The organism is Neobacillus vireti, assembly GCF_036962345.1.
Taxonomy (GTDB): Bacteria; Bacillota; Bacilli; order Bacillales; family Cytobacillaceae; genus Neobacillus; species Neobacillus vireti_A.
Genome location: NZ_JBALNB010000029.1, coordinates 1 through 22,949, shown reverse-complemented (window position 1 = coordinate 22,949; position 22,949 = coordinate 1). Strand labels below are relative to the sequence as shown.

24 protein-coding genes and 2 pseudogenes are annotated in these 22,949 nt (G+C 37.6%); 20 read left to right on the top strand and 6 right to left on the bottom strand.

Features of this window, described 5'->3' with window-relative positions; translation table 11 throughout:
* Positions 1-23 precede the first annotated feature (23 nt).
* Both V7108_RS26280 and V7108_RS26275 read left to right on the top strand, forming a co-directional pair.
* Entirely contained in the window at positions 24-329 is a 306-nt protein-coding gene (locus V7108_RS26280) for a rhodanese-like domain-containing protein (protein WP_335512743.1), read from the top strand.
* A gap of 98 nt (positions 330-427) precedes the next feature.
* Positions 428-613, top strand: a complete 186-nt coding sequence (locus V7108_RS26275) for a sporulation protein Cse60 (protein ID WP_335512741.1) — start codon at positions 428-430, stop codon at positions 611-613.
* A gap of 7 nt (positions 614-620) precedes the next feature.
* Here the strand turns inward: V7108_RS26275 and V7108_RS26270 are convergent, their stop codons facing one another.
* The gene (locus V7108_RS26270) at positions 621-1,898 is read right to left on the bottom strand and encodes an NAD(P)/FAD-dependent oxidoreductase (protein ID WP_335569851.1); all 1,278 of its coding nucleotides are present in this window, start codon (positions 1,896-1,898) and stop codon (positions 621-623) included.
* Positions 1,899-2,132: 234 nt separating this feature from the next.
* Here V7108_RS26270 and V7108_RS26265 point away from each other — a divergent pair, with 234 nt between their 5' ends.
* Together V7108_RS26265 and V7108_RS26260 are read left to right on the top strand one after the other, a co-directional pair.
* Positions 2,133-3,752: a putative polysaccharide biosynthesis protein gene (locus V7108_RS26265; protein WP_335512740.1), complete on the top strand. Its 1,620-nt coding sequence runs from the start codon at positions 2,133-2,135 to the stop codon at positions 3,750-3,752.
* A 28-nt stretch (positions 3,753-3,780) separates the two neighbouring features.
* Positions 3,781-4,500 carry a pseudouridine synthase gene (locus tag V7108_RS26260; protein WP_335569825.1) on the top strand — a complete coding sequence of 240 codons (720 nt, stop codon included), beginning with the start codon at positions 3,781-3,783 and terminating at the stop codon, positions 4,498-4,500.
* Between the two features lie 34 nt (positions 4,501-4,534).
* Here the strand turns inward: V7108_RS26260 and V7108_RS26255 are convergent, their stop codons facing one another.
* A complete protein-coding gene (locus tag V7108_RS26255; RefSeq protein ID WP_335569824.1) occupies positions 4,535-4,981 on the bottom strand; it encodes a Dps family protein in 447 nt (148 codons plus the stop codon).
* 192 nt (positions 4,982-5,173) lie between these two features.
* Here V7108_RS26255 and speD point away from each other — a divergent pair, with 192 nt between their 5' ends.
* Together speD and V7108_RS26245 are read left to right on the top strand one after the other, a co-directional pair.
* Positions 5,174-5,980 (top strand): adenosylmethionine decarboxylase, encoded by an 807-nt coding sequence (gene speD, locus V7108_RS26250; protein WP_335512734.1) that lies wholly within the window; start codon positions 5,174-5,176, stop codon positions 5,978-5,980.
* Positions 5,981-6,124: 144 nt separating this feature from the next.
* Positions 6,125-6,847: pseudogene (locus V7108_RS26245) on the top strand (AAA family ATPase).
* Positions 6,848-6,879: 32 nt separating this feature from the next.
* On the opposite strand, the gene V7108_RS26240 reads toward V7108_RS26245, so the two are convergent.
* The gene (locus tag V7108_RS26240) at positions 6,880-8,214 is read right to left on the bottom strand and encodes an amino acid permease (protein WP_335512730.1); all 1,335 of its coding nucleotides are present in this window, start codon (positions 8,212-8,214) and stop codon (positions 6,880-6,882) included.
* A 176-nt stretch (positions 8,215-8,390) separates the two neighbouring features.
* Positions 8,391-8,612: a DeoR family transcriptional regulator gene (locus tag V7108_RS26235; protein WP_063252171.1), complete on the bottom strand. Its 222-nt coding sequence runs from the start codon at positions 8,610-8,612 to the stop codon at positions 8,391-8,393.
* Positions 8,613-9,027: 415 nt separating this feature from the next.
* On the opposite strand from V7108_RS26235, the gene pepV reads away from it, so the two are divergent.
* The 6 genes from pepV (at position 9,028) to V7108_RS26205 (ending at position 16,285) form a co-directional block, all read left to right on the top strand.
* Positions 9,028-10,443, top strand: coding sequence for a dipeptidase PepV (gene pepV / locus V7108_RS26230; RefSeq protein ID WP_335569823.1), 1,416 nt, complete (start codon positions 9,028-9,030; stop codon positions 10,441-10,443).
* A gap of 23 nt (positions 10,444-10,466) precedes the next feature.
* On the top strand, positions 10,467-11,336 hold the full coding sequence (gene dat / locus V7108_RS26225; RefSeq protein ID WP_335569822.1) for a D-amino-acid transaminase: 870 nt from the start codon (positions 10,467-10,469) through the stop codon (positions 11,334-11,336).
* Between the two features lie 164 nt (positions 11,337-11,500).
* Positions 11,501-12,058, top strand: coding sequence for an RNA 2',3'-cyclic phosphodiesterase (gene thpR, locus V7108_RS26220; RefSeq protein WP_335569821.1), 558 nt, complete (start codon positions 11,501-11,503; stop codon positions 12,056-12,058).
* Between the two features lie 157 nt (positions 12,059-12,215).
* Positions 12,216-13,199: a diacylglycerol/lipid kinase family protein gene (locus V7108_RS26215; RefSeq protein WP_335569820.1), complete on the top strand. Its 984-nt coding sequence runs from the start codon at positions 12,216-12,218 to the stop codon at positions 13,197-13,199.
* Positions 13,186-15,333: a type I pullulanase gene (gene pulA / locus V7108_RS26210; protein ID WP_335569819.1), complete on the top strand. Its 2,148-nt coding sequence runs from the start codon at positions 13,186-13,188 to the stop codon at positions 15,331-15,333. Before V7108_RS26215 ends, pulA begins: the two co-directional genes overlap by 14 nt.
* Positions 15,334-15,511: 178 nt before the next feature.
* Complete coding sequence (locus V7108_RS26205; protein ID WP_335569818.1) at positions 15,512-16,285, top strand: phosphotransferase family protein; 774 nt, start codon at positions 15,512-15,514, stop codon at positions 16,283-16,285.
* Here V7108_RS26205 and V7108_RS26200 read toward each other — a convergent pair whose 3' ends face one another.
* The gene (locus V7108_RS26200) at positions 16,286-16,564 is read right to left on the bottom strand and encodes a YtzH-like family protein (protein WP_132093300.1); all 279 of its coding nucleotides are present in this window, start codon (positions 16,562-16,564) and stop codon (positions 16,286-16,288) included. It abuts the gene before it with no gap.
* Between the two features lie 132 nt (positions 16,565-16,696).
* On the opposite strand from V7108_RS26200, the gene trmB reads away from it, so the two are divergent.
* Both trmB and V7108_RS26190 read left to right on the top strand, forming a co-directional pair.
* Positions 16,697-17,338, top strand: coding sequence for a tRNA (guanosine(46)-N7)-methyltransferase TrmB (gene trmB, locus V7108_RS26195; protein WP_335516229.1), 642 nt, complete (start codon positions 16,697-16,699; stop codon positions 17,336-17,338).
* Positions 17,339-17,415: 77 nt separating this feature from the next.
* Positions 17,416-18,255: a YtnP family quorum-quenching lactonase gene (locus V7108_RS26190; protein WP_335516227.1), complete on the top strand. Its 840-nt coding sequence runs from the start codon at positions 17,416-17,418 to the stop codon at positions 18,253-18,255.
* A 53-nt stretch (positions 18,256-18,308) separates the two neighbouring features.
* Here the strand turns inward: V7108_RS26190 and V7108_RS26185 are convergent, their stop codons facing one another.
* On the bottom strand, positions 18,309-18,635 hold the full coding sequence (locus tag V7108_RS26185) for a PepSY domain-containing protein (RefSeq protein ID WP_335516225.1): 327 nt from the start codon (positions 18,633-18,635) through the stop codon (positions 18,309-18,311).
* Positions 18,636-18,800: 165 nt separating this feature from the next.
* On the opposite strand from V7108_RS26185, the gene V7108_RS26180 reads away from it, so the two are divergent.
* From V7108_RS26180 to V7108_RS26155, 6 genes and pseudogenes are all read left to right on the top strand, one after another.
* Complete coding sequence (locus V7108_RS26180; RefSeq protein ID WP_335569817.1) at positions 18,801-19,874, top strand: M42 family metallopeptidase; 1,074 nt, start codon at positions 18,801-18,803, stop codon at positions 19,872-19,874.
* A gap of 60 nt (positions 19,875-19,934) precedes the next feature.
* A complete protein-coding gene (locus V7108_RS26175; protein ID WP_335569816.1) occupies positions 19,935-20,456 on the top strand; it encodes a DUF84 family protein in 522 nt (173 codons plus the stop codon).
* A 133-nt stretch (positions 20,457-20,589) separates the two neighbouring features.
* Positions 20,590-21,081 (top strand): hypothetical protein, encoded by a 492-nt coding sequence (locus V7108_RS26170; RefSeq protein ID WP_335569815.1) that lies wholly within the window; start codon positions 20,590-20,592, stop codon positions 21,079-21,081.
* A 30-nt stretch (positions 21,082-21,111) separates the two neighbouring features.
* On the top strand, positions 21,112-21,426 hold the full coding sequence (locus V7108_RS26165; RefSeq protein ID WP_335519973.1) for a thioredoxin family protein: 315 nt from the start codon (positions 21,112-21,114) through the stop codon (positions 21,424-21,426).
* 86 nt (positions 21,427-21,512) lie between these two features.
* Entirely contained in the window at positions 21,513-22,325 is an 813-nt protein-coding gene (locus V7108_RS26160) for a DUF1444 domain-containing protein (protein WP_335519975.1), read from the top strand.
* 84 nt (positions 22,326-22,409) lie between these two features.
* Positions 22,410-22,949 (top strand): annotated as a pseudogene (locus tag V7108_RS26155) (hypothetical protein); the annotation flags it as partial.

The window sequence follows — 22,949 nt, the reverse complement described above, 5'->3', positions numbered from 1 at the left end:
AATCTAAAATAGGGGTGGGAAAGATGGAAGAAATTCAAATTATTACACCAGAAGAATTAAAGAAAAAGCTCGAAGAAGGGGTGAAACTCGAGCTTGTCGATGTTAGGGAACATGAAGAGGTAGCACAAGGAATGATACCAGGTGCTAAACATATCCGCATGGGGGAAATTCCAGCTAACCTTGATTACTTTGATAAAGAAAAAGAATATATCTTCATTTGCCGCTCTAGCCGTAGAAGCGAAAATGTCTGCTATTATTTAAAGGACCAAGGATACAAGGTTCGTAATATGATTGGCGGCATGCTTGAGTGGACGGGTGAAACGAAATAAACGATTCCAATGAGGAATCGTTTTTTTTTATACTCTTTTATTTTTAATTTTCAGAAAAAGTGGAAATAATGAAAATAAAAGTAGAAAGGGAGAGTTGAATGATACAAGTAAAATTGTTCGATCGTGAGCATGAAAAGGATTTAGAAAAAGAAATGAATCGGTTTTTAAAAGGCATCGACGAAAAGAAATTAGTAGATATTAAATATAATGTTGCCGCCTTGCCTGAGGAAGAAGAGGAAGAGCAAATCTACTGTTTCTCAGCAATGATCATCTACAAGGCCTGATGTAGAATCAGGCCTGATATTGTTTCTTAGCGGATAGGGCTGCATTGGTTCCAGCGAGTCTGCCTGTTACTAAAGCAGAAGTGATGTTATAACCGCCGGTGTACCCATGAACATCAAGAATCTCCCCGCAAAAATAGAGACCACCCATTAATTTTGAAGCCATTGTCTGTGGTTCAATTTCCTTTACGGAAACACCGCCTCCGGTAACAAATGCTTTTTCAAGCGGCAGAGTTCCATTCACTTTTATCAAAAATTGTTTACAGCTTTTTGCAAAGGCACGGATTTTCTCGTTTGAAATCATGGCACCTTGTTCTGTTGGGTCAATCTCACTCGTTTCTAAGAGGAACAACAAATAACGTTCAGGTAAAAACCCTTTTAACGTATTTTTTATGCTTTTCTTCGGCTCGCTTTTTACTAACTTGATTATTTCTTGAAAAATTTCTTCTTCCTTTTTATCTGGCAGAGCATCTAACCCCATCACAACCTCGTTTAGCTTCCATTTTTTCATTGCCTTGACAACAAATTGACTGCAGCGAAGCACTGCAGGACCGCTTAACCCAAAATGGGTGAAAATCATATCCATCCGGTGAGTTATGAGTGGTTTTCCCTTTGGATTTAAAACACTTAATTCAATCTCCCTTAAAGACAAACCTTGAAGAGACTTATTTTTGATAAATGGTTCATTTGAGGTGACAGGCACCTCAGTTGGAAACAGCTCTGTAATGGTGTGACCGGCTTTTTGTGCCCAAGCATATCCGTCCCCTGTTGAGCCAGTGTGGGGAACGGATTTACCGCCGACAGCGATGACGATAGATTTCGCTTCAATTTCTGTCCCATTTTTTAGTATCAGTGTTGAGACATGACCGTCCCTGTAATGGATGTCAGCAACAGGGCTGTTGGTGTATACCTTCACCTTAAGCTTTTCCAACTGACTCAACAGTGCTTCTACAACGGATTGCGCTTTATTGGAAACAGGGAACATCCGCCCGTGGTCCTCTTCTTTTAGTTCAATCCCTAACTTTTCAAAGAATTTAATAATATCTTCATTGCTAAAGATAGAAAAAGCACTGTATAGAAATTTTCCGTTACCAGGCAGGTGCTTAATGATTTCTTCAACAGGCAGCCGATTCGTGACATTACACCGCCCGCCGCCAGAAATCGCCAGCTTTCTTCCCAGCTTATCTCCTTTATCGATTAATAGGACCTTTAATCCTTTCTCCCCTGCGGCAATGGCAGCCATTAAACCGGAAGGGCCGCCGCCAATAACAACAACATCGTATTGCATACTTCCACCAACTTTATGTATATTCATTTCATTGTATCCTCGCATTATCTCATTATAAACACTCTTTTTGAAAAGGAAACGATAAGTCAACACATTTTAAGAAAATTCCTTAGGTTGTTAGTAGCATCGTTGTTAAAAGAGATGTAAACTACTAATAGTGTGCAAAAAAAGCGTACTGAACGTTTGCTCATATGCACACAAACTTTTTCTTCACTAGGAAGGGATTCTTATCTTATGTCGTCAAAGCTTATAAGAGGAACGTTTATTTTAACATTGGGTACCATTATATCCAAGATTCTTGGCTTATTATATGTTATCCCCTTTTATCAAATCGTGGGTTCAGAAGGAACAGCATTATACCAATATTCCTACATACCTTACACCATCTTTATTAGTATTGCCACAGCAGGGGTGCCGCTGGCTGTTTCAAAATTTATTTCAAAATATAATGCACTCGAGGAATATGCGGTTGGCCGTAAATTGTTTAAATCCGGGCTAGTGTTCATGCTGTTGACCGGAATTGCTTCATTTTTCATTTTGTATTTTTCAGCACCGCTTATAGCTGACATGATTATTACCGATAAAGACAATGTCGGATCAAGGGTAGAGGATATTATAACAGTTATTCGAGCGGTAAGTTTTGCATTGATTGTTATCCCGTTTATGAGCTTAATTAGAGGATTTTTTCAAGGACATCAATCAATGGGTCCGTCAGCTGTTTCTCAAGTAGTTGAACAGATTGTTCGGATAACTTTCACACTTGCAGGTGCATATATAGTCATAAACTTTTTAAATGGAAGTATTGTAACGGCGGTTAGTGTAGCAACCTTTGCAGCCTTTGTAGGGGCAATTGGGAGCCTGGTGGTTTTATTTTGGTACTGGTATAAACGCAAACCGCATTTAGACCAGCTGCTAGAACATGATAAAGCAACCGTACAGGTATCATTAAAAGAAATTTATAAAGAGATTCTTATTTATGCTGCTCCTTTTGTGTTTGTTGGAATCGCCAACCCATTATTTCAAGCAATTGACCAAGTTACCTTTACACGGGCAATGGAGGGTATCGGCCACAGTTATAAGGCAGCTGAAGCAGCATTCTCAATTCTGAATTTTGAATCCCATAAAATCGTAATAATTCCAGTTTCGCTTGCGACAGGGTTCTCGCTCGCTCTGGTTCCAAGCATCACAAAGGCATTTGTCGAAAATGACAGGAAAGAACTAAAACAGCAGTTAAATCAATCCTTTCAAGTGTTGTTATTTTTGACATTGCCTGCAGCCATTGGACTTTCTTTATTAGCTGAGCCTATCTACACTGTATTTTATGAGCATAAGGAGCTTGGATTCGAAGTACTACGAGCCTATGCCCCAGTTGGAATTCTTTTTTCTTTATTTTTAGTAACGAGTTCCATTCTGCAGGGAATCAATGAACAACGATGGACAGTATTAAGTTTGTTGGTAGGATTGCTTATTAAGTTATCGCTAAATATTTATCTTATTACTATGTTTGAAACAAGAGGCGCGGTGTTCGCTACGGCACTAGGATATATCGGGGCCATATTGATTCAAATACTTGTTATAAAAAAATATGCAAGCTATCCTTTCTTATTTGTTTGGAGAAGGAGCTTGTTAATTGTTATCTTTGCCGGGGTTATGTGGGCAGGGACAGAAATCGTTTACCAGCTGCTTTTATTATTTCTGACTCCAGAATCTAAGTTCCAATCCCTCGTGATGATCGTGATTTCTGCAGCCGTAGGTGTGGTTATCTATTTTTACCTTGGATTAAAATCTGGTCTTGTCTCCAGACTATTTGGTGATAGGGTTGACCGAATAAAAAGGAAATTAAGAATGAATTAAAAGCTGAAAGAGGAAGGAGGAAAACCGATTGAGAATTGATAAAATGCTGGCTAATTTAGGCTATGGCAGCCGGAAAGAGGTTAAACAGCTGTTGAAAAGCGGTGCTGTCAAGATTGATGATGTGATTGTGAAGGACGCGAAACAGCATGTAGACACGAATAAACAAATTGTAACGCTCAATGGGGAAGTCATTGAATATCGAGAATTTATCTATTTAATGATGAACAAACCTCAAGGAGTCTTATCTGCGACCGAGGACAGTGTTGGCGAAACGGTGATAGACCTATTGGAACTTGAAGATCAGGTCTATGAGCCCTTTCCTGTCGGAAGACTGGACAAGGATACAGAGGGGTTATTGCTGATTACGAATGATGGTCAATTAGCGCACCGGCTGTTATCTCCAAAAAAACATGTACCTAAGACCTATTTTGCTGTAATTGATAGAGAAGTCACTGATGAAGACATCAGAGCCTTTGCGGAAGGTGTAACACTTGATGACGGCTATGAAACTAAACCAGGTGAGTTGAAAATATTAAAATCCGGCATTCGCTCGGACATTGAACTGACGATAACTGAAGGCAAATTCCATCAGGTCAAAAGAATGTTCGAGGCAGTTGGAAGAAAAGTGGTGTACCTTAAGCGTATTTCCATGGGACCCCTGCCATTAGATGAAACCCTTGAGTTAGGGGAATACCGGGAGTTAACGGATGAAGAAGTGCAGTTGCTAAAGGAATACCAAGTAATATAAAAATAGGACAAGGCAGCATGCCTTGTCCTATTTTTTATCCTTGTAGAAATGAAGTTAACATCCAATTATGCTTGCTTAATTTTTCAATAAGTTCAGTAAACATATCACTGGTTACTTCATCGTTTACCTGTTCTGCAGCCTTTTTACCTTCCTTTAATTGAGAGATAAGCTGCGAGAAATCATTGACAACGTTTTGTACCATTTCTTCAGCTGTTAAAACTTCGGAAGTTTCTTCAATGGTTGCAAAGTGAAGGTATTCTTTTAATGTGGAAACTGGTTTTCCACCCGTAATTAATAATCGTTCAGCTAATTCATCCATGGTTCCAGCTGCCTCTTCAAATAGCTCTTCAAATTTTTCATGTAAGGTAAAAAAGTGAGGTCCTTTTACATACCAGTGGAAACGATGGAGTTTTGTGTATAATACATTCCAATTTGCGAGTTGTTGATTCATTACTTGTTCAAGGGTTAATGTTTGTGTCATATTTCATACCTCCTAATTATTATCTATACTAATTATAACATATATTAATTAAAAGTAAATATTAAATTAGAATTATTATAAATAAGGATGGAGAAATGTAATTTTTATAAGTAACAAATCTTAAAAATGGGTAATCTAAAAATATTTACGACACTGTCCCGCGTTTCCTGAAAATCGAAAGGGGGAAGCTGTATGAAACTCACACCGAAAGAAACCATTGAATTGCATGGCTTTAATAACTTAACGAAATCACTAAGTTTCAATATGTATGATATTTGTTATACACGATCGAGGGAAGAGCGCGAGGCATATGTAAAGTATATTGATGAACAGTACAGTGCCGAAAGATTGCAGAAAATATTAACCCACGTATCAGACATTATTGGCGCGCATGTATTAAATGTCGCAAGTCAGGACTTTGAACCAGCGGGGGCAAGTGTCACACTTCTCGTTTCAGAGGGACCAGTTGAAGACGCACCTTTAGAGCACTTTGAGGAGTCACCAGGACCGTTACCGGGTTCAGTAGTCTTGCAGCTAGATAAAAGTCATATCACAGTGCATACATACCCTGAATATCACCCAGATGAGGGGATTAGCACATTTAGGGCAGACATAGATGTATCAACGTGTGGAGAAATCTCGCCGCTTAAAGCACTGCATTACCTCATACGTTCGTTTGAAACAGACGTCATGACAATTGATTATCGGGTTCGTGGTTTTACTAGGGATAAGGATGGTTATAAATTATTTATTGACCATGAGATTAGCTCCATTCAAAATTATATTCCCGAGGACGTTGGCGAACTGTTTGATATGATTGATGTAAATGTGTATCAAGAAAATATCTTCCATACAAAATGTAAACTTCGGGAATTCGATTTAAACAACTATTTATTTGGCTATAAAAAAGAAACCCTACATCCAGAAGAGTTAATTGAAATTACCGAGAGAATTAAGCTGGAAATGGATGAAATTTTTCATGGGAAAAATATGGTGTAATACATGACAATTCTTTTCTTAACATATTTATGGAGAAAAATCATAGCCAAAAGGAAAGTGCGCAGCTTTATTAAAAAGTAAAGCTGCTTTTTGCATCTATCGTGTAAAATGAATGATATAGAAATGTTATATAGGGAGAGCGTTATGTTTTTAAAAAAAGTTACTTTATTAAAAGAAAAGATTCCCATTTTTAACGATTACCCTTTTTCCATCCCCTCAATAGCGAACCTGGACGAGATTAAGTTTGAGAGTAATGTCACCTTCTTTGTAGGTGAAAATGGATCCGGGAAATCAACTTTATTAGAGGCAATTGCTGATTAATGTGGTTTTAATACCGCTGGCGGTGGGAGAAATAATACTTATGAGGTATATGAGAAAGATTCAGGGCTTGGTAATTATATAAAACTTTCTTGGATGCCTAAAATTACGAATGGATTCTTTTTGCGGGCAGAATCGTTTTATCATTTTGCGACGCATATCGATGATGTGGATGAGAATGGATTTAAGGATTATGGCGGGAAATCTTTATTAAAGCAATCCCACGGAGAATCCTTTATGTCTTTATTTCTAAATCGATTTAATGGAGAAGCCATTTACCTATTAGATGAACCTGAGGCTGCATTATCCCCTGCACGTCAATTAGCCCTTCTGAAAGTTATCCATGACCTTGAAACACAAGGAGATGCTCAATTCATCATCGCCACACATTCTCCTATCCTATTAGGATATCCAGATGCAGAAATTTATAGCTTCGACCACGGTCAAATTTCGAAAATAGACTATGAAAGTACAGACCATTACACAATTACAAAATACTTTTTAGAAAATAGAAAAAGGTTTCTTTATGAATTGTTTAAAGAGGAATAAAGGAAAAAAAAAGTGAGACACACTAAAGTGCCTCACTTCTTTTTTGCTATAAAGGATAGGAAAATGAGAAGTCCCAAAATGAGTAGAGACACGCTCGAACCAATAAGGTTGTTTGGGCTTAAAATAAATCCAATAAAAATCAAACTCAACGCTAAGATGGCAATAATCGTAGTAAATGGGAACCATTTTACTTGAAATGAAGGTTTCATCTTATATTGCGGCCGGAGTTTTAAATGTGCTGCACAAATACCAATCCAAACGAGCATAATCGTGAACCCAGGGATGGTCATAAGATAACTAATGATATTACTAGGACTGATATAAGCTAGGAAAACGCCCACTAATAAACAGATTGTTGTAATCATAAGCCCTATAATGGGAATTCCGTTTCTTGATGTTTTCATCAATGCTTTCGGAGCAACATCGCTTTTTGCCATTGAAAAAAGTGTTCTTGATGTTGCGTAAATCCCAGAATTTGCGGCTGAAAGTACCGCTGTTAAAAGAATAAAATTCATTACATGTGCCGCACCAGGCAACCCTGTAATATTGAACACTTGAACAAATGGACTATCTTGACCGGTTACTTGATTCCAAGGAATAATACCGCAAATAATGATAATAGGGAAGATATAAAAAATAATAACCCGCCAAACAGCACCCTTAATAATACTAGGCATGACGCGTTCGGCATCCTTTGTTTCAGTTACTGCCACCCCAATTAATTCAGCACCGCCATATGAAAACATAACGACAAGAAAGGCACTCAGCATTCCACTCCATCCATGAGGGAAAAAGCCGCCATGGGCCGTATAGTTTGAAAGAGGGTCCTCAATATTACTTGGGAATATACCAAATATTATAAGTGCACCCAATACGATGAAAGCAACTAATGCAGCTATTTTTATTCCTGCAAACCAAAACTCTAGTTCTCCGTAATATTTTACCGGGAATAAATTAAAGCCAATAATGAAAGCTGCACAAAGCAGACTAAGCAGCCATAGTGGGATTGAAGGATACCAAAATTGCAGAAAGCTTCCTGCTGCTAATAATTCAACTGTTATTACAATGGTCCAATTAATCCAGTATAGCCAGCCGGTTATAAATGAAAGTTTAAAACCAAAAGCTCGATACAGAAGCAGCTGGACATTATGGTTGGGAAAAGCAATGGCCATCTCACCCAAAGCAGCCATTACGATGAATAATAGCAGCCCGCCTATTAAATACGTAAAGATAACACTAGGACCTGCTATACTTAACGTATCAGAGCTTCCTTTAAAAATTCCTGTACCAATCATTCCAGCTAAGGCAATAAATTGAACGTGCCTTGGCAGTAATCCTTTTTTTAAATCATGTTGATTATTTTCCATGATGATCCTACCTTTATTTATGGAGTTGTCACTTTTTCGCTTAAACGCTTTTACGCGTTAAAATATTATACTAATATATCATATTATACTAGATATTCAACACTATTTTAAAAATAAAAGCAAACAAGCACGCGAGGTTATCGCGTGCTTGTTTGCAAAAGCTGTTTATTCATATTTTAAGATGACATTTTAACTTTCTTTTGTGTTGTCGTCCATTTTCCGCGGCTTGGGCTTATTACCAAGTCATTATAGGCTAAAACATTTAAATCCCGTTGTATGGTGCGAGGAGTGATACCAAATTCCTCTACAAGTTCTTGCGTCGTGACTGTGCCTTTATTACGAATAAACATGTAGATACATTTGATGCGGTTTAACATCCGGTTAGTCGAAGGTTTCAAAGAACCACTCCCTATCCATTTTTAAAACCTATTGTCTATCCCTCTACCGACAGCCTCTAAGATTAGTATGTAATTTTTTCCCCGCAGACAACTCCTTTTTTTAATAGATAGTTGCAGTGGATACCCTGATGACTTAAATATATTGTACCCACAATTTCTGAAAATTTCCACCAATTGCGAATAATTTACATAAAAAACATATCTTATTAACAATAATTGTTCGTTTTTTTCCCTCCCTTTCCTGATTCTTACTATAGTCTATGGGTGTAAATGTTAAGATTATGACAAATCGATTGAATTATTTGTAAATTAATGATAGGACAAGAAGGGGAAAATCATTTCGTTTTTGTAAGGAAAATTGGTAAGATATTGGCGTAGGTGTAAATAACCAATTAAGGAAATAGGAGGAACACTATTGACAATAATTAATTGGATGGCTGAAGTAGAGAAGAGAAAAGATGATCTCTTGAGAGATACCCAGAGATTATTACATATTAAAAGTCTTTTAGACGAGGAAAATACTTTTCCCGATGCCCCGCTTGGCAAAGGTGTGAAAGAAGCATTAGATTTCATGCTTACTCTTGGTGAAAAAGACGGGTTCACTCCAAAGAATGTTGGAAATGTAGCTGGACATTTGGAATTTGGCGAGGGAGATGAGTTACTCGGTATCCTCTGCCATGTTGATGTTGTTCCAGAAGGTGACGGTTGGAGCAGTGATCCCTTTGCCGCTGAAATTCGCGATGGGAAAATATATGCCCGAGGAGCGATTGATGATAAGGGTCCTACAATGGGTTCTTATTATGCAATGAAAATAGTAAAGGAACTTGGTCTGCCGCTAAATAAACGAATCAGGATGATTATTGGTACGGATGAAGAAAGCGATTGGCGTTGTGTGGAGCATTATTTTAAAGAAGAAGAAATGCCAACCTTAGGCTTCGCACCTGACGCAGATTTCCCGATTATTAATGCCGAAAAAGGAATCGCAGATTTGGATATGACGCAGCAAAAGTCTATCACAGATACTGGAACAGCGAATGTTGAAGTTCTTACTTTTACATCCGGTCAAAGATACAATATGGTTCCGGATTTTGCAACGGCAACCTTATGCATTAAAGGGAGTCAAACGGAAGTTATCCAAAGATATACAGAGTTTATGAAGCAAAATAAATTAGAACACAGTTCTTATGTTGAAAAAGGAGACCTCATACTTGAAGTAAAGGGTGTATCTGCTCATGGAATGGAGCCGAAAAAGGGAATAAATGCTGGTTTATTTCTAGCAGAATTCCTTTCGAAATTGGAATTAGACGATTTGGCTGCACACTATTTTAAATTTGTCTCTCACTATTTCTTTAATGATTCCCGTGCTGTGAACCTAGGAGTAGCATTCTCAGATGAAATCTCTGGTGAATTAACCATCAACCCTGGGAAGCTTTCTTACTTCCCTGAGTCTGGCGGCAGCATTGGGATAACTTGCAGATATCCGGTTACGAACAATATGGAGGCTGCCAAAGGAAAGCTAGATGAACTTTTGTTAAATGAAGGTTTTGCGATTACAAAATTTAAGGACACCAAACCCCACCATGTCGACGAAAATGAATTCTTAATTCAAACCTTAAAAAAGGTTTATGAAGAACAAACGGGTGAAGAGGCTGAATTGATTTCGATTGGCGGAGGAACATATGCACGGTCCTTAAAAGCAGGTGTAGCATTTGGTCCCTTATTTCCAGGAAGACCAGATATAGCCCATCAAAAAGATGAATATATCGAAATCGATGACTTATTGAAAGCGACTGCTATTTATGCACAGGCCATTTATGAGTTAGCTAAGTAATGAACATTAGGGGGAGTGTAAGAATGGAATTTGCATTATTGAACGGGGAAATTATTGAGAGGTCCGAAGCCATGATAGATGTAGAAGACCGAGGCTATCAGTTTGGTGATGGTGTTTACGAGGTAATACGTGTTTATAATGGAAAGATGTTTACGGCAGCTGAACATTTAAACAGATTTGCAAAAAGTGCTGAAAGTATAGGGATTTCATTAGCATATACGAGTACTCAATTAACTGGCCTGTTAGAAAAATTAGTTATAAAAAATAATCTTGTGACAGGCAATATTTATATGCAGGTTACTCGAGGGATTGCACCTCGTAATCATGTATTTCCAGCAGGCTCTGTTCCTCCAACACTAGTGGCCTATACAATTCGGGGAGTTAGACCGTTCGACAACCTGAAAACAGGTGTAAAGACCATCTTGACGGAAGACATTCGCTGGCTTCGCTGTGATATTAAAAGCTTAAATTTACTTGCGAATATACTAGCTAAACAAAAGGCCAGCGAAGAGGGGTGTTTTGAAGCCATTCAGCACCGCGGCCAAGATGTCACAGAGGGCAGTTCATCTAATATTTTTATCGTTAAAGATGGGACGGTCATCACCCATGAATCGAACAACTTAATCCTAAAAGGAATTACGAAAGATGTTATTTTGGACCTTTGTATAAAAAACAATATCCCAGTAAAAGAGCGGACAGTCTCGTTAGCAGAACTTGATGAAGCTGACGAAGTATTTTTATCAAGTACAACAGCAGAAGTAACGCCGGTGATTGAAATAAGCGGGCAGAAAGTTAAAACGGGAGTTCCTGGGCCAATCACCAAAAAATTGCAGAAACTATTTGAAAAAGAAATTGAAAAACAATGTGGTGTACTTGTTGATAAAGATATGTAGCGAATGTGCGTGCAGCGGATTAAAACATCTGGTGCACGTTTCTCTTTATGTTAGGCTGTTTTTCTGCGGAAACTGACAAAGTATAAGATAAGAGCCCTAATAATGCTGTTAAATACACTCAACATAGGAAAAAATAGTCTAAAATAAGAAAAGGAATGATAAATATGAACAAGCAAACACATTATTTCTTCGCTATTAAAATTCCACAAGAGACAAAGCTGATCATGAAAAAGCATAGAGATAGGTTTAAAGAAATTCTCCCATTCAGCACCTGGGTTCACCATGAAGATTTACACATTACATTAGCCTTTTTAGGCAATGCACCTGCAGAGAAACTTTCTATTGCTATAGAAAATGTTCGCGAAGCTTTACGTGAATGTAAGGGATTTCCTTTAGAAATAAACAATCTTGGTACGTTTGGAAAGGTGGATTCACCGCGTATTTTCTGGGCGAATACGAGAGAAAGCAATGAGCTGCGAGAAGTTAGAGAAAAGGTGTTCAAATCCTGCTTAGAAGCTGGTTTTCAACTTGAAACAAGACCATTTAAACCTCATATCACCCTTGCACGAAAGTGGACAGGGGATCAGCACTTTCATAAAAGACTCCTTGATGAGTTACAGCCCAATCCGCTCCTATTTCAAGCAAATGAAGTAGTTTTATACCAAACACATCTTGATCAAACACCAAAATACGAAGTAAAAGAAAAATACCTATTGGAATAAACGGGTATTAAGGTCAAATCTTCATGAGGAACCAATTAGATTTGTCCTCAAGTAGGGGCATTAAGGACAAATCATCAAAAGGAATAAAATAGATTTGTCCTCAAAGAGGCGGTAAAGGACGAATCTCTTCTGAAAATTAATGTTGAAGGTTGGTTGTATGAAACAACTCTATTTTATTATCAATCCGAAGGCTAGAAATGGATACAGTTTAAACGTCTGGAAAAAAGTTGAATCCAAATTAAAGGATGATTATATTCCTTATTTGGCCTTTTTTTCAGAATATCACGGTCATGCGATTAAACTAGCGGCACACATTGCGGAGGAAAATAATGACCATAAAGTCATTATTGCCCTTGGGGGCGACGGAACCATAAGCGAGGTAATGAATGGAGTTGTAAAATATAAGAATATTACTCTAGGTTTCATACCCGGTGGTTCAGGAAATGATTTTTCAAGAGGATATCATATACCCGCAAATCCAAAAGAAGCAGTAGAGTTTATTCTTGGCCTGATGGAAAAAGAAGCACCATTAATCGATATTGGTAAGGTTTCTATGAAAGATAATTGTGAGCATTATTTTATTAATAATATGGGTACAGGGTTCGATGCACTAATTTCATATGAAGTGAACCGATCTAAAATGAAAGCTTGGCTAAATAAACTATCTTTAGGCCGACTGGTTTATGTGTATTTTTTACTAAAAAAGCTTTTTTCTTATAAATGCTCAACAATTGATTTATCAATTGACGGGAGCAGGCATATACTTGAACAAACGTGGTTTGTAACTGTTTCCAATCAACCCTATTACGGAGGAGGCATGAAAATTGCCCCTGGGGCAGTCCCAAATGACGGACTCTTAGACATTACAGTCGTTCATCATTTATCTAGGTTGAAGCTATTATTGGTTTTTATCAGTGTTTTTTGGGGGAAGCATATCCACTTTAAAGAAGTAAAAACATTTAAGGGACAAATGGTTACAATTCAATCCTCATCACCTTTATATGTCCATGCAGATGGTGAAGATATTGGATTTACCCCCTTAAACATTCATGTTCAAACCAAAACGCTAAAAGTCTTAACGAGGGTGCGAAGTTTGCGAGATATTGATCTGAAAGAGAGGGACGTGAATGAATCCCAATGAACGAAATTTCCAAGCCTATTTAGATGAGATGGATATCATTACGATTCTTCTTCCACTTTCCTATCATCATGGTTTGTCTTCCACTTTCTCGATTACCGATGATTCACAGCAGGTTAAACCGATACAATTGATCAAAAAACAGCAAATTGAGAACCATAATAAATATATATGCAGGCTTTCTGAGGAAATTTCTTTTGGTCATCCCTACTGGATTTTAGATGAGCATGGAGGAAAAACCGATCTTCAAATTGGGGCTGTCATTCGAACAGGAGCATTTGATGAACGTTTTTTCTATGATGGAAATGACCTAGGGGTTAAATGTGAGGCCAATCAAACACAGTTTAAAATTTGGGCACCAACAGCTGCACAAGTAAAAGTAAAATTACGAAAAGCTAATAGTACTTTTTCAGAAATTATCAAGATGAGACGGGAAGAAAAAGGGGTATGGTCAACGGTTGTTCACTCTGATTTAGAACTTTATCAATATACGTTTCTAGTCCTTGTAAATCAGGAATGGCGGGAATCAGTTGATCCATACGCCGTTGCAGTCACTGCGAATGGAGAGTTAGGGGTTATTGTAAAGTTAGAGAAAACACGGAGAGAAAAACCACCGCTGCCTCCTTTTGAAAATCCAGTAGATGCGATCATTTATGAAACGCATATCAGAGATTTCACCATCCATCCCAATAGCGGCGTTAAACAAAAGGGACTCTATCTTGGTGCTGCAGAGTTAAATACAAAAAGTAAAAATGGCGAACTCACTGGACTCTCCTATGTTAAGGATCTAGGCATCACACATATTGAATTCCTGCCTTTCAATGATTTTGCAGGAGTAGATGAGTTAGATCCTGCTAAAGAATATAATTGGGGGTATAACCCTATTCACTTTAATGTGCCTGAAGGCTCGTATTCAACAAATCCCTCAGACCCCTATTCAAGAATCATTGAACTTAAGAAATTAATTGATTCTATTCACAGTCAAGGAATAAGAGTGATTATGGATGTTGTCTATAATCATGTATATATTCGGGAAACATCCTCTTTTGAAAAAATCGTTCCGGGTTATTACTTCCGCCATAATGAGCTTGGGTTCCCAGCAAACGGAACGGGTGTTGGAAATGATATTGCCTCTGAGAGAAAAATGATGAAAAAGTTTATCGTAGATTCTGTTCGTTTTTGGATGGAGGAATATCATATAGATGGGTTTCGATTTGATTTAATGGGGATTTTAGATATTGATACCATGCAGGAGGTTAGAAAGACCTGTGATAGCATTCAAAAGGGAACGTTAATTATTGGAGAAGGCTGGAACTTGAATACTCCACTTCCAATTGAGAAAAAGGCAATCCTTCGGAATCAATCTAAGCTTCCAGCAATTGGTCAATTTAATGATAAATTTCGTGATTCGATCAAGGGGAGTACCTTTAATTTGTATGACAAAGGGTATGTACTTGGAAATGAGCATTACCATAAAGGCGCACTAGAAACCATAACTGGCAGCATTGGTTTAGATGAACCAGCCAGTGGTCTTTTCAATCAGCCCACACAATCGGTGAATTATGTAGAATGTCATGATAATCACACTATGTGGGATAAACTTGGTTCTTGTCTTTCAGATTTAGACCCTTTATTCCATATTAAATATCACCGGCTTGCAACTGCTATTGTATTATTATCACAAGGAATACCTTTTCTTCACAGTGGACAGGAGTTCTTCCGAACAAAACGAGGCGATGGGAATAGTTATAAATCCCCTAATCATATTAACCAGCTTGATTGGGATCGTAAGGACCTCCATCAAGATAATGTTGAATATATCAAAGGTCTAATTCAAATCCGTAAAGCCTTACCGTGCTTTCGAATGAACAATGCGGAGGAAATACGAACAAATACTCATATTTTACCGCTGCCAACGCCGCTTATTGGGTTTTCCTTTCAAAATCAAAGCGAAGATTTTCGGGAAGTGCTGCTTTTGATTAACCCTTTGAGGAGAAAACAAACGATTGAAATTTCTACCGGAGCTTGGAACGTAATTGCCAATGATAAAAAGGCGGAAATTTATTCCAAACAAAGAGTAGAAGGTAAAGAAATCGTTCTAGAGCCTGTTTGTGTAACTATACTGGCAAAAAAATAGTTTGTTCATATATACTTGACTACTAAAGCCAATTGGAGATAAAATTTATTAAGATGGCTATTGTGTGCTATTGTCCAATAGCTTTTTTTATTTTTCTAAATAATATTTTCTACTAAAACTACTAAATGGGTGTTTTTTGACCTATTTTTAGAACGGCATACATTGAAGGTGAACAATATTGGAACATATATTAGGACAAGAATGGGAGATTGTCCCTGCGGGGGGTAAAACGGGAGAGGCTTTTTTTGCTTGCTTTGAAGACCAAAGGCTTTTTCTAAAACGCAATTCCTCTCCATTTCTAGCCGTATTATCTGCAGAAGGAATCGTCCCAAAGCTTGTTTGGACAAGACGATTGGAAAACGGAGATGTGATTACAGCACAGCAATGGCTGCCTGGGCGGGAATTAAAGTCTGCCGATATGAATCATGAAGCTGTTGCAAGGATGCTTAGGAAAATTCACCGCTCAGAACCAATGGTTGCGATGTTAAGCAGGCTTGAAATGGAGCCATTACAGCCAGACACAATTTTTCAATCAATCATTGACCAATTGGATGAAGAGGTACTATCATTACCCGTTGTAAAAGAAACACTGAGTTTTCTACTAAACGAGGAAAAAAATATTCTTTCTAATGAACAGGTAGTGTGTCATGGCGATGTCAACCATAACAACTGGCTGTTAACAGAAGACAACCAGTTGTATTTAATTGACTGGGATGGTGCGATGATTGCTGACCCGGCAATTGACCTTGGCATGCTGCTTTACTGGTATATTCCTGAGGATAGTTGGAATAGCTGGTTAGCCATGTATGGTAAACCGTTAACAGAAAATTTAAAGCTCCGAATGAAATGGTATGTGGCACTGCAAACCCTATCTTCCATTCAATGGTACAAGAACAAAGATAGGAATCAGGAAATGGAAAAATGGATCACTTTTTTAGATGGTCTTTTATAATTAAGAAAACGAGTCAATATTTGATACCCATTGAGACAAATTACCTTGGTTAGAAAGTATATGTTCATCCAAATCAGCTGTTTGGGCACCATGCTGACTGTAATTATATACCTCCTGTAAAACACTTTTAACATTTTGATCAATTTGTGTGTTTACCATTAAAGATTTTACTAATCGTTCCAATTGTTCACATTCGGAAACAGATCCACAGCAGTCGGTTTGATGATTATTTAAAATATCTTTTAGTAATGAAACTTGGTCCTGATGACTTAATGGCATGTTCGAACACCCTTTCAAGTGAAAATAAAAAGAATTCACAGTTAGGTTGTGAATTCTTTTTTTGTTTATACATTAATGGTACACCCCATTATTACCAATAATAAAATGAATATGATTTTTAGGAGTGGCAAAATGAGACTTAGGAATAAACCATGGGCAAGGGAATATATTGAGGCACATCCACAGTATATTGTGGCCGACCCAGAAACTTATAAAGGAAAGTGGCATGAGGTTTTTAACAATCAACAGCCGCTTCATATCGAGGTAGGGACAGGCAAGGGACGTTTTATTACAGAAATGGCTAAGGCCCACCCCGACATTAATTATATGGGAATTGAAATTTATGATTCGGTTATTGTGAAGGCGTTAGATCGGCTAATTGAAGCAGATTTACCAAACCTAAGGCTGCTTAATGTGAATGCGGGTGACTTAAATAAATATTTTGAAAAAAATGATGTTGATAGGGTCTATTTGAATTTCTCAGATCCTTGGCCAAAAACTCGTCATGAAAAAAGAAGATTAACCTATAAGGATTTCTTAAAGCTTTATGAATCCATATTGGTGGATAAAGGAGAAATCCACTTTAAAACGGATAATCAAGGATTATTTGAATATTCTTTAAAGAGTTTTTCTGAATATGGGTTATTATTAACCTTCCTCAGCCTTGATCTTCATAAAAGTGAATTTGAAGGAAACATCATGACAGAGTATGAGCAAAAGTTTTCTGAAATGGGAAATCGTATCTATCGTTGTGAAGTAAAATATCAAAACTAATCGCAGGACAGTCTTTCAAAGGGACTGTCCTTTTTATATGTGTTAATATGGAAATAACAGGACAAAGGGGGAAGGAAATGGAAACGTTAACAATCGGCAGGGTTCAGCTTACATGGTTATCAGGAGGAGTCACAAATTTAGATGGCGGTGCAATGTTTGGTGTAGTTCCCAAAGTATTGTGGTCGAAAAAGTATCCGCCTAATGACAAAAACCTAATTGAACTTCCTACAGATCCAATCTTAATCCAAATGGATGGCAAAAATATTTTAGTGGAAGCAGGAATCGGAAGCGGAAAATTATCGGAAAAACAACTTCGGAATTTTGGTGTTACTGCGAAATCTGACGTGGAGGGATCATTACAAAAGTTAGGGTTACATCCAGAAGATATTGATTATGTTTTAATGACACATATGCATAATGATCATGTGGGTGGATTGACCAAGTTGGAAGATGGGGAGTATCAATCAACATTCCCTAGAGCCAAGATTATTACCTCAACCATTGAATGGGATGAAATGCGGAATCCAAATATACGCTCAAAAAGTGCATATTGGAAGGAAAATTGGGAAGCAATCCAATCACAAGTGATTCCATTTGATGAAAAATGGAGTTTGGGAGCCATTAGTATGTTTCATACGGGAGGTCACAGCAATGGACATTCTATCCTTATGATTGAGGATGAAGGAGAAATGGCTATCCATATGGCAGACTTAATGCCGACACATGCCCATAAAAATCCTTTATGGGTTATGGCCTATGACGATTACCCGATGGATTCAATAGCGGCAAAGGAAAAATGGGGGAACTATGTGAAGGATAAAAATGCTTGGTTCACTTTTTATCATGATGCTTTTTACCGAGCAGTTAAATGGGGCCCAGATGGGCAAATTCTCGAAAGCATAATGAGAGTAAAATAAGGTCAAAATAACAACGAAACTGCCGTACCCATTATGGATACGGCTTCTGTCTTTTATAGGGCTGGCTCTGTGGCTGCTTTTACGTCTAAAAGGGTACCTGTTGAAGCGTCTGCTATAAATTCAAATTGCTCATTAACTCCATTATGGCTTTTTGAGATACCGCCCTTATAAACCTGATACTTGATTTGGTGCTTTTCAAAAGGCTCTGTGACCATATGTATCCAAGAGCCGCTAATCGGTCCATTTTGATTAAATTGTTTTTTGACGTTCTCCAATACTTTTTCAGGGGAAACATATGTCTTTTGTGAAATGATTTCCTTAACAGCATAGCCGCTGATGACTCCGACTGCGGCCCCAAGGATAAATGATTTCCAGTTCATAAAGCACCTCCAAAATAAAATTGCGCTTATTTCCAGTATATCTCATTTAGTAAGAGGAACATAATAATTCCTTTAGACAAATTAATTATTGGTAAGCGATGCAAAATTTCAGTAATATAAAAATATACATATTGTTGTACATACTCAATTGAGGGGGAAATATCTTTGAATCAACAGACATTGAATCTTTTTAAAACATTAACGGAACTACAAGGGGCACCTGGCAATGAACATTTAGTCAGAAATTTCATGAGAGAACAGTTAGCCCAATATTCAGATGAAATTGTCCAAGATAAACTAGGAAGTATATTTGGGGTTAAAAAAGGTACTCAAACGGGACCAACCATCATGGTTGCTGGTCACATGGATGAAGTAGGATTCATGGTTACGCAGATTACGGACAATGGGATGCTGAGGTTTCAACCACTAGGAGGCTGGTGGAGTCAAGTATTATTAGCGCAGCGTGTTCAGGTTATGACAAATAACGGACCAGTAATTGGAGTCATAGGCTCTATACCTCCACATTTATTAGATGAATCTAAGAAAAACAAACCAATGGATATTAAAAATATGCTCATTGATATTGGTGCGGATGATCGTGAAGACGCAGAACGCATCGGAATTAGACCAGGTCAGCCGATCTTGCCAATTTGTCCTTTTACACCAATGGCAAATGAAAAGAAAATTCTCGCAAAAGCGTGGGACAACCGTTACGGCTGTGGTCTTGCTATTGAACTTCTTCAGGAGGTAAAAGACGAAACCTTGCCGAATATCCTCTATTCTGGGGCAACGGTTCAAGAGGAAGTAGGACTCCGTGGTGCACAAACTGCAGCCAATATGATTAAACCAGATATCTTTTTTGCATTAGATGCGAGCCCTGCAAACGATATGTCTGGAAGTAAATCAGAATTTGGTCAATTAGGGAAGGGAGCGTTACTCCGAATTCTAGATAGATCAATGGTAACACACCGTGGATTAAGAGAATTTATTCTTGATACGGCAGAAACAAACAAAATCCCGTACCAATATTTCGTTTCGCAAGGTGGAACCGATGCAGGACGCGTACATCAATCAAATGAAGGTGTCCCAAGCGGTGTAATCGGTATTTGTTCACGCTACATTCATACACATGCTTCTATGATTCATACGGATGATTATGCTGCAGCGAAGGAATTACTTGTTAAGCTTGTAAAGGCTTGTGATCAAACAACGGTAGATACCATCAATGCAAACAGTTAATTGAGATGAAGGAGGCATGGATGATGCCTTCTTTTTATGTGGAAAAAAGGAGACTGAAATATGAAAGTAATTATTGGGTCAAATAATCCTGCAAAAGTTGCTGCAGTAAAAAGATCTTTTCATAATCAACAAACGGAGTTTCTTTCGTTAGACATCCCCTCAGGAGTAAGTGAACAGCCATTTTCAGATGAAGAGACCATTAAAGGAGCTATTAATCGAGCAGTTGGTGCAATGCAAATGGGGAATGGCGATATTGGAATCGGTCTTGAAGGAGGGGTACAGGAATCTGCTCATGGTTTGTTACTGTGTAATTGGGGTGCTTTAGCTTCAAAGAATAGGGAACCGATTATTGCTGGCGGTGCAAGGTTACTCCTCCCAGAAGAAATTGCAGGGAGATTAAGAGCTGGAGAAGAACTAGGACCAGTAATGGTCGATTATGCTAAAAAAGAAAATGTCCGTAAGAATGAAGGAGCGATTGGCATCTTTACCAATGGTTTGATAAACCGTTCAGAGATGTTTTCACATATTACGAATCTTTTAGTAGGACAATATCACTATCAAACAGCCATGAAAAATAAATAATAGTGATATCTATCCTGTTTTGTCGCTAAATATCGACAAAAAACTTGTCATTTCTACTTTATGGAATGTATGATGTAGATAGGATAATTGTCGTTATAGGAGGCGAAGGAAGCTGAGATTCTTTAATGCCATTTTGATTGTACTCGTATCCATTTTTTTACTAAGTGCCTGTGGAAAATCGAACTTTAAAGCAGAAAGTAAAGAAACAATTAAAGTAGTAAAAGAAGCACTTAATGAAAAGGACAAAAAGACAAATAAAAATAGTGGAGATATTGATTTTTACTTACCATTTGGTTATGAGATCGAAGATGAATCTCCGAATAATATACTTTTAAAAAATGGATCAAAAAAATATATTCTTTTTAATAATCCTCAAGAAAATAAAGCAAGCGATGTCGTGTATAAATCAACAGTTGCACAAAATAAAGACATTGAGATAAATGAGAAATTTAAGGAAAACGATCAGTTTGGTTACTTAATTATCAACCAATTAGAAGAAGATATGAATGAAATGACCATTGGGATAGGTGGAACAAAAATTACTACCCTGATTAAAACAAGCAGCTTAAAAAATGAGGCGGCAGCGATGACACAAATCGTTAAATCTGTGGAAAATGGAAAATAACGAGAATTTTTTTAAAAGGAGAGATTTGGTTTGGAAAATTTAGCTTCTATAGAGCAATTTGAACAGCTTCGTGATGGAGAAAAAACAATATTCATGTTTTCAGCAAACTGGTGTCCTGATTGTCGGGTTATTGAGCCGATACTCCCAGAAGTAGAGGCGAAGTATAGTGAATTCACTTTTATTCATGTTGATCGAGATCAGCATATTGAGTTATGCCAACAGTTAGAGGTCTACGGTATTCCAAGCTTTATCGCATTTGAAAACGGGAAAGAACTAGGTCGATTTGTAAGCAAAGATCGGAAAACCCAAGAAGAAATAGAAGAATTTATTAATGGTTTAAAATAAACCATTCCAAAACCTCCATCGTCTTTCTTTTGCGATAGAGGTTTTTTCATGTACAATGAAGGGGCTATGGAGGGATGAAAATGAAAATGGATAGTATTAAAATGAAAAGAGAATTAGAATCACGCTTAGCTGGTGATGATCGGTTAATCACATATGATCGAGAAAAGGATCAGCTGCGGATTGAAAATAAAAGTATTGGAAAAGGAATAACGATAACGTTAGCAGGTATTGTTGCTAAGTGGTATACAGAAAAAGAAAAGGCAATTGATGAAGTGGTTTATTATGTAGAAGAAGGTCTGAAGGCCATGACGGATACAGTCCAGTTAACAGACCATGAGAAAAAAATTTTTCCAGTTATTCGCTCTACCTCCTTTCCGCTTGAAGCCGAAGAAGGTGTTGCATTTTTAACGGATGATCATACAGCGGAAACCAAAATATATTATGCTTATGATATGGGAAATACATACCGTCTAATAGATTCACGAATCATGGAAAAAGAGGGATGGCAGGCAAGCCGGATTAAAGAAATTGCCTTATTTAATGTCAGATCCCTGAAGACAGCTTTGAAAGAGGACAAAGTAGCTGGAAATACATTTTACTTTCTAAATTCAAATGATGGATACGATGCAAGCCGGATATTAAATAAAGGCTTTTTAAATGAGATGAATAAAAAAATCACTGGGACCATGGTACTTGCTGTTCCCCATCAGGACGTCTTAATTATCGCCGATATTCAAAATAACACAGGGTATGATGTATTAGCACAAATGGCCATGAGCTTTTTTGCGAATGGCCGTGTGCCAATAACGGCATTATCTTTCTTGTATGAGGATGGAGAACTAGAACCAATATTTATCTTAGGGAAGACAAGAAATACGGACGGAAAAGGATCACGATAAGTGGTCTTTTTTGCTTATTCTTAGATTTTTTGTCGAAAAATTAATAATACCTGTTAAAATAGAGTGATAGAAAGAGTAGAAAGAGTGATTGTTTTGAGCTGGATACAAAACTTTTTTCAAAAGTTTATAAAGGACAAGGATGATGAATATGCTGAATATGACATACATAACAAGCAGCAGGATAGAATTTCGTCTCATAAAATATTGGAGGGCCGTCATTATCTAGAAACTAAAATTTCTTATCAATATCCTAAAGGAAGCCTTAAATTCCAGCTGAAATCTGAGGTACCTATAGTTAAATCTGAAAAGGCAGACCGCCGAATTAGGCAAGAGCAAGCTCCTGAAAGTAAAAGTTCAGAGAAAAAGAACTTGCCGGAAATTAAAAAAATTCTGCCTCCTGTTCAGAAAAAACCGTTCCAGCTGACAGAAATCCCTTCACCTATTTTTGGGTTTAACAGACCTGCTAAAGCAACAGAGACTGTTGTAGAACATGAGTTGAGCCATTTCTTTGATGATGAAATAGAATACCAATTGGATTCAAGGACCCAAGCAATAGAGCCAGAGTCATATACTGAAATTGAAATAGCTGCTTCTGAGACTGCCGTTGGGTTAACCGAAGTAGTG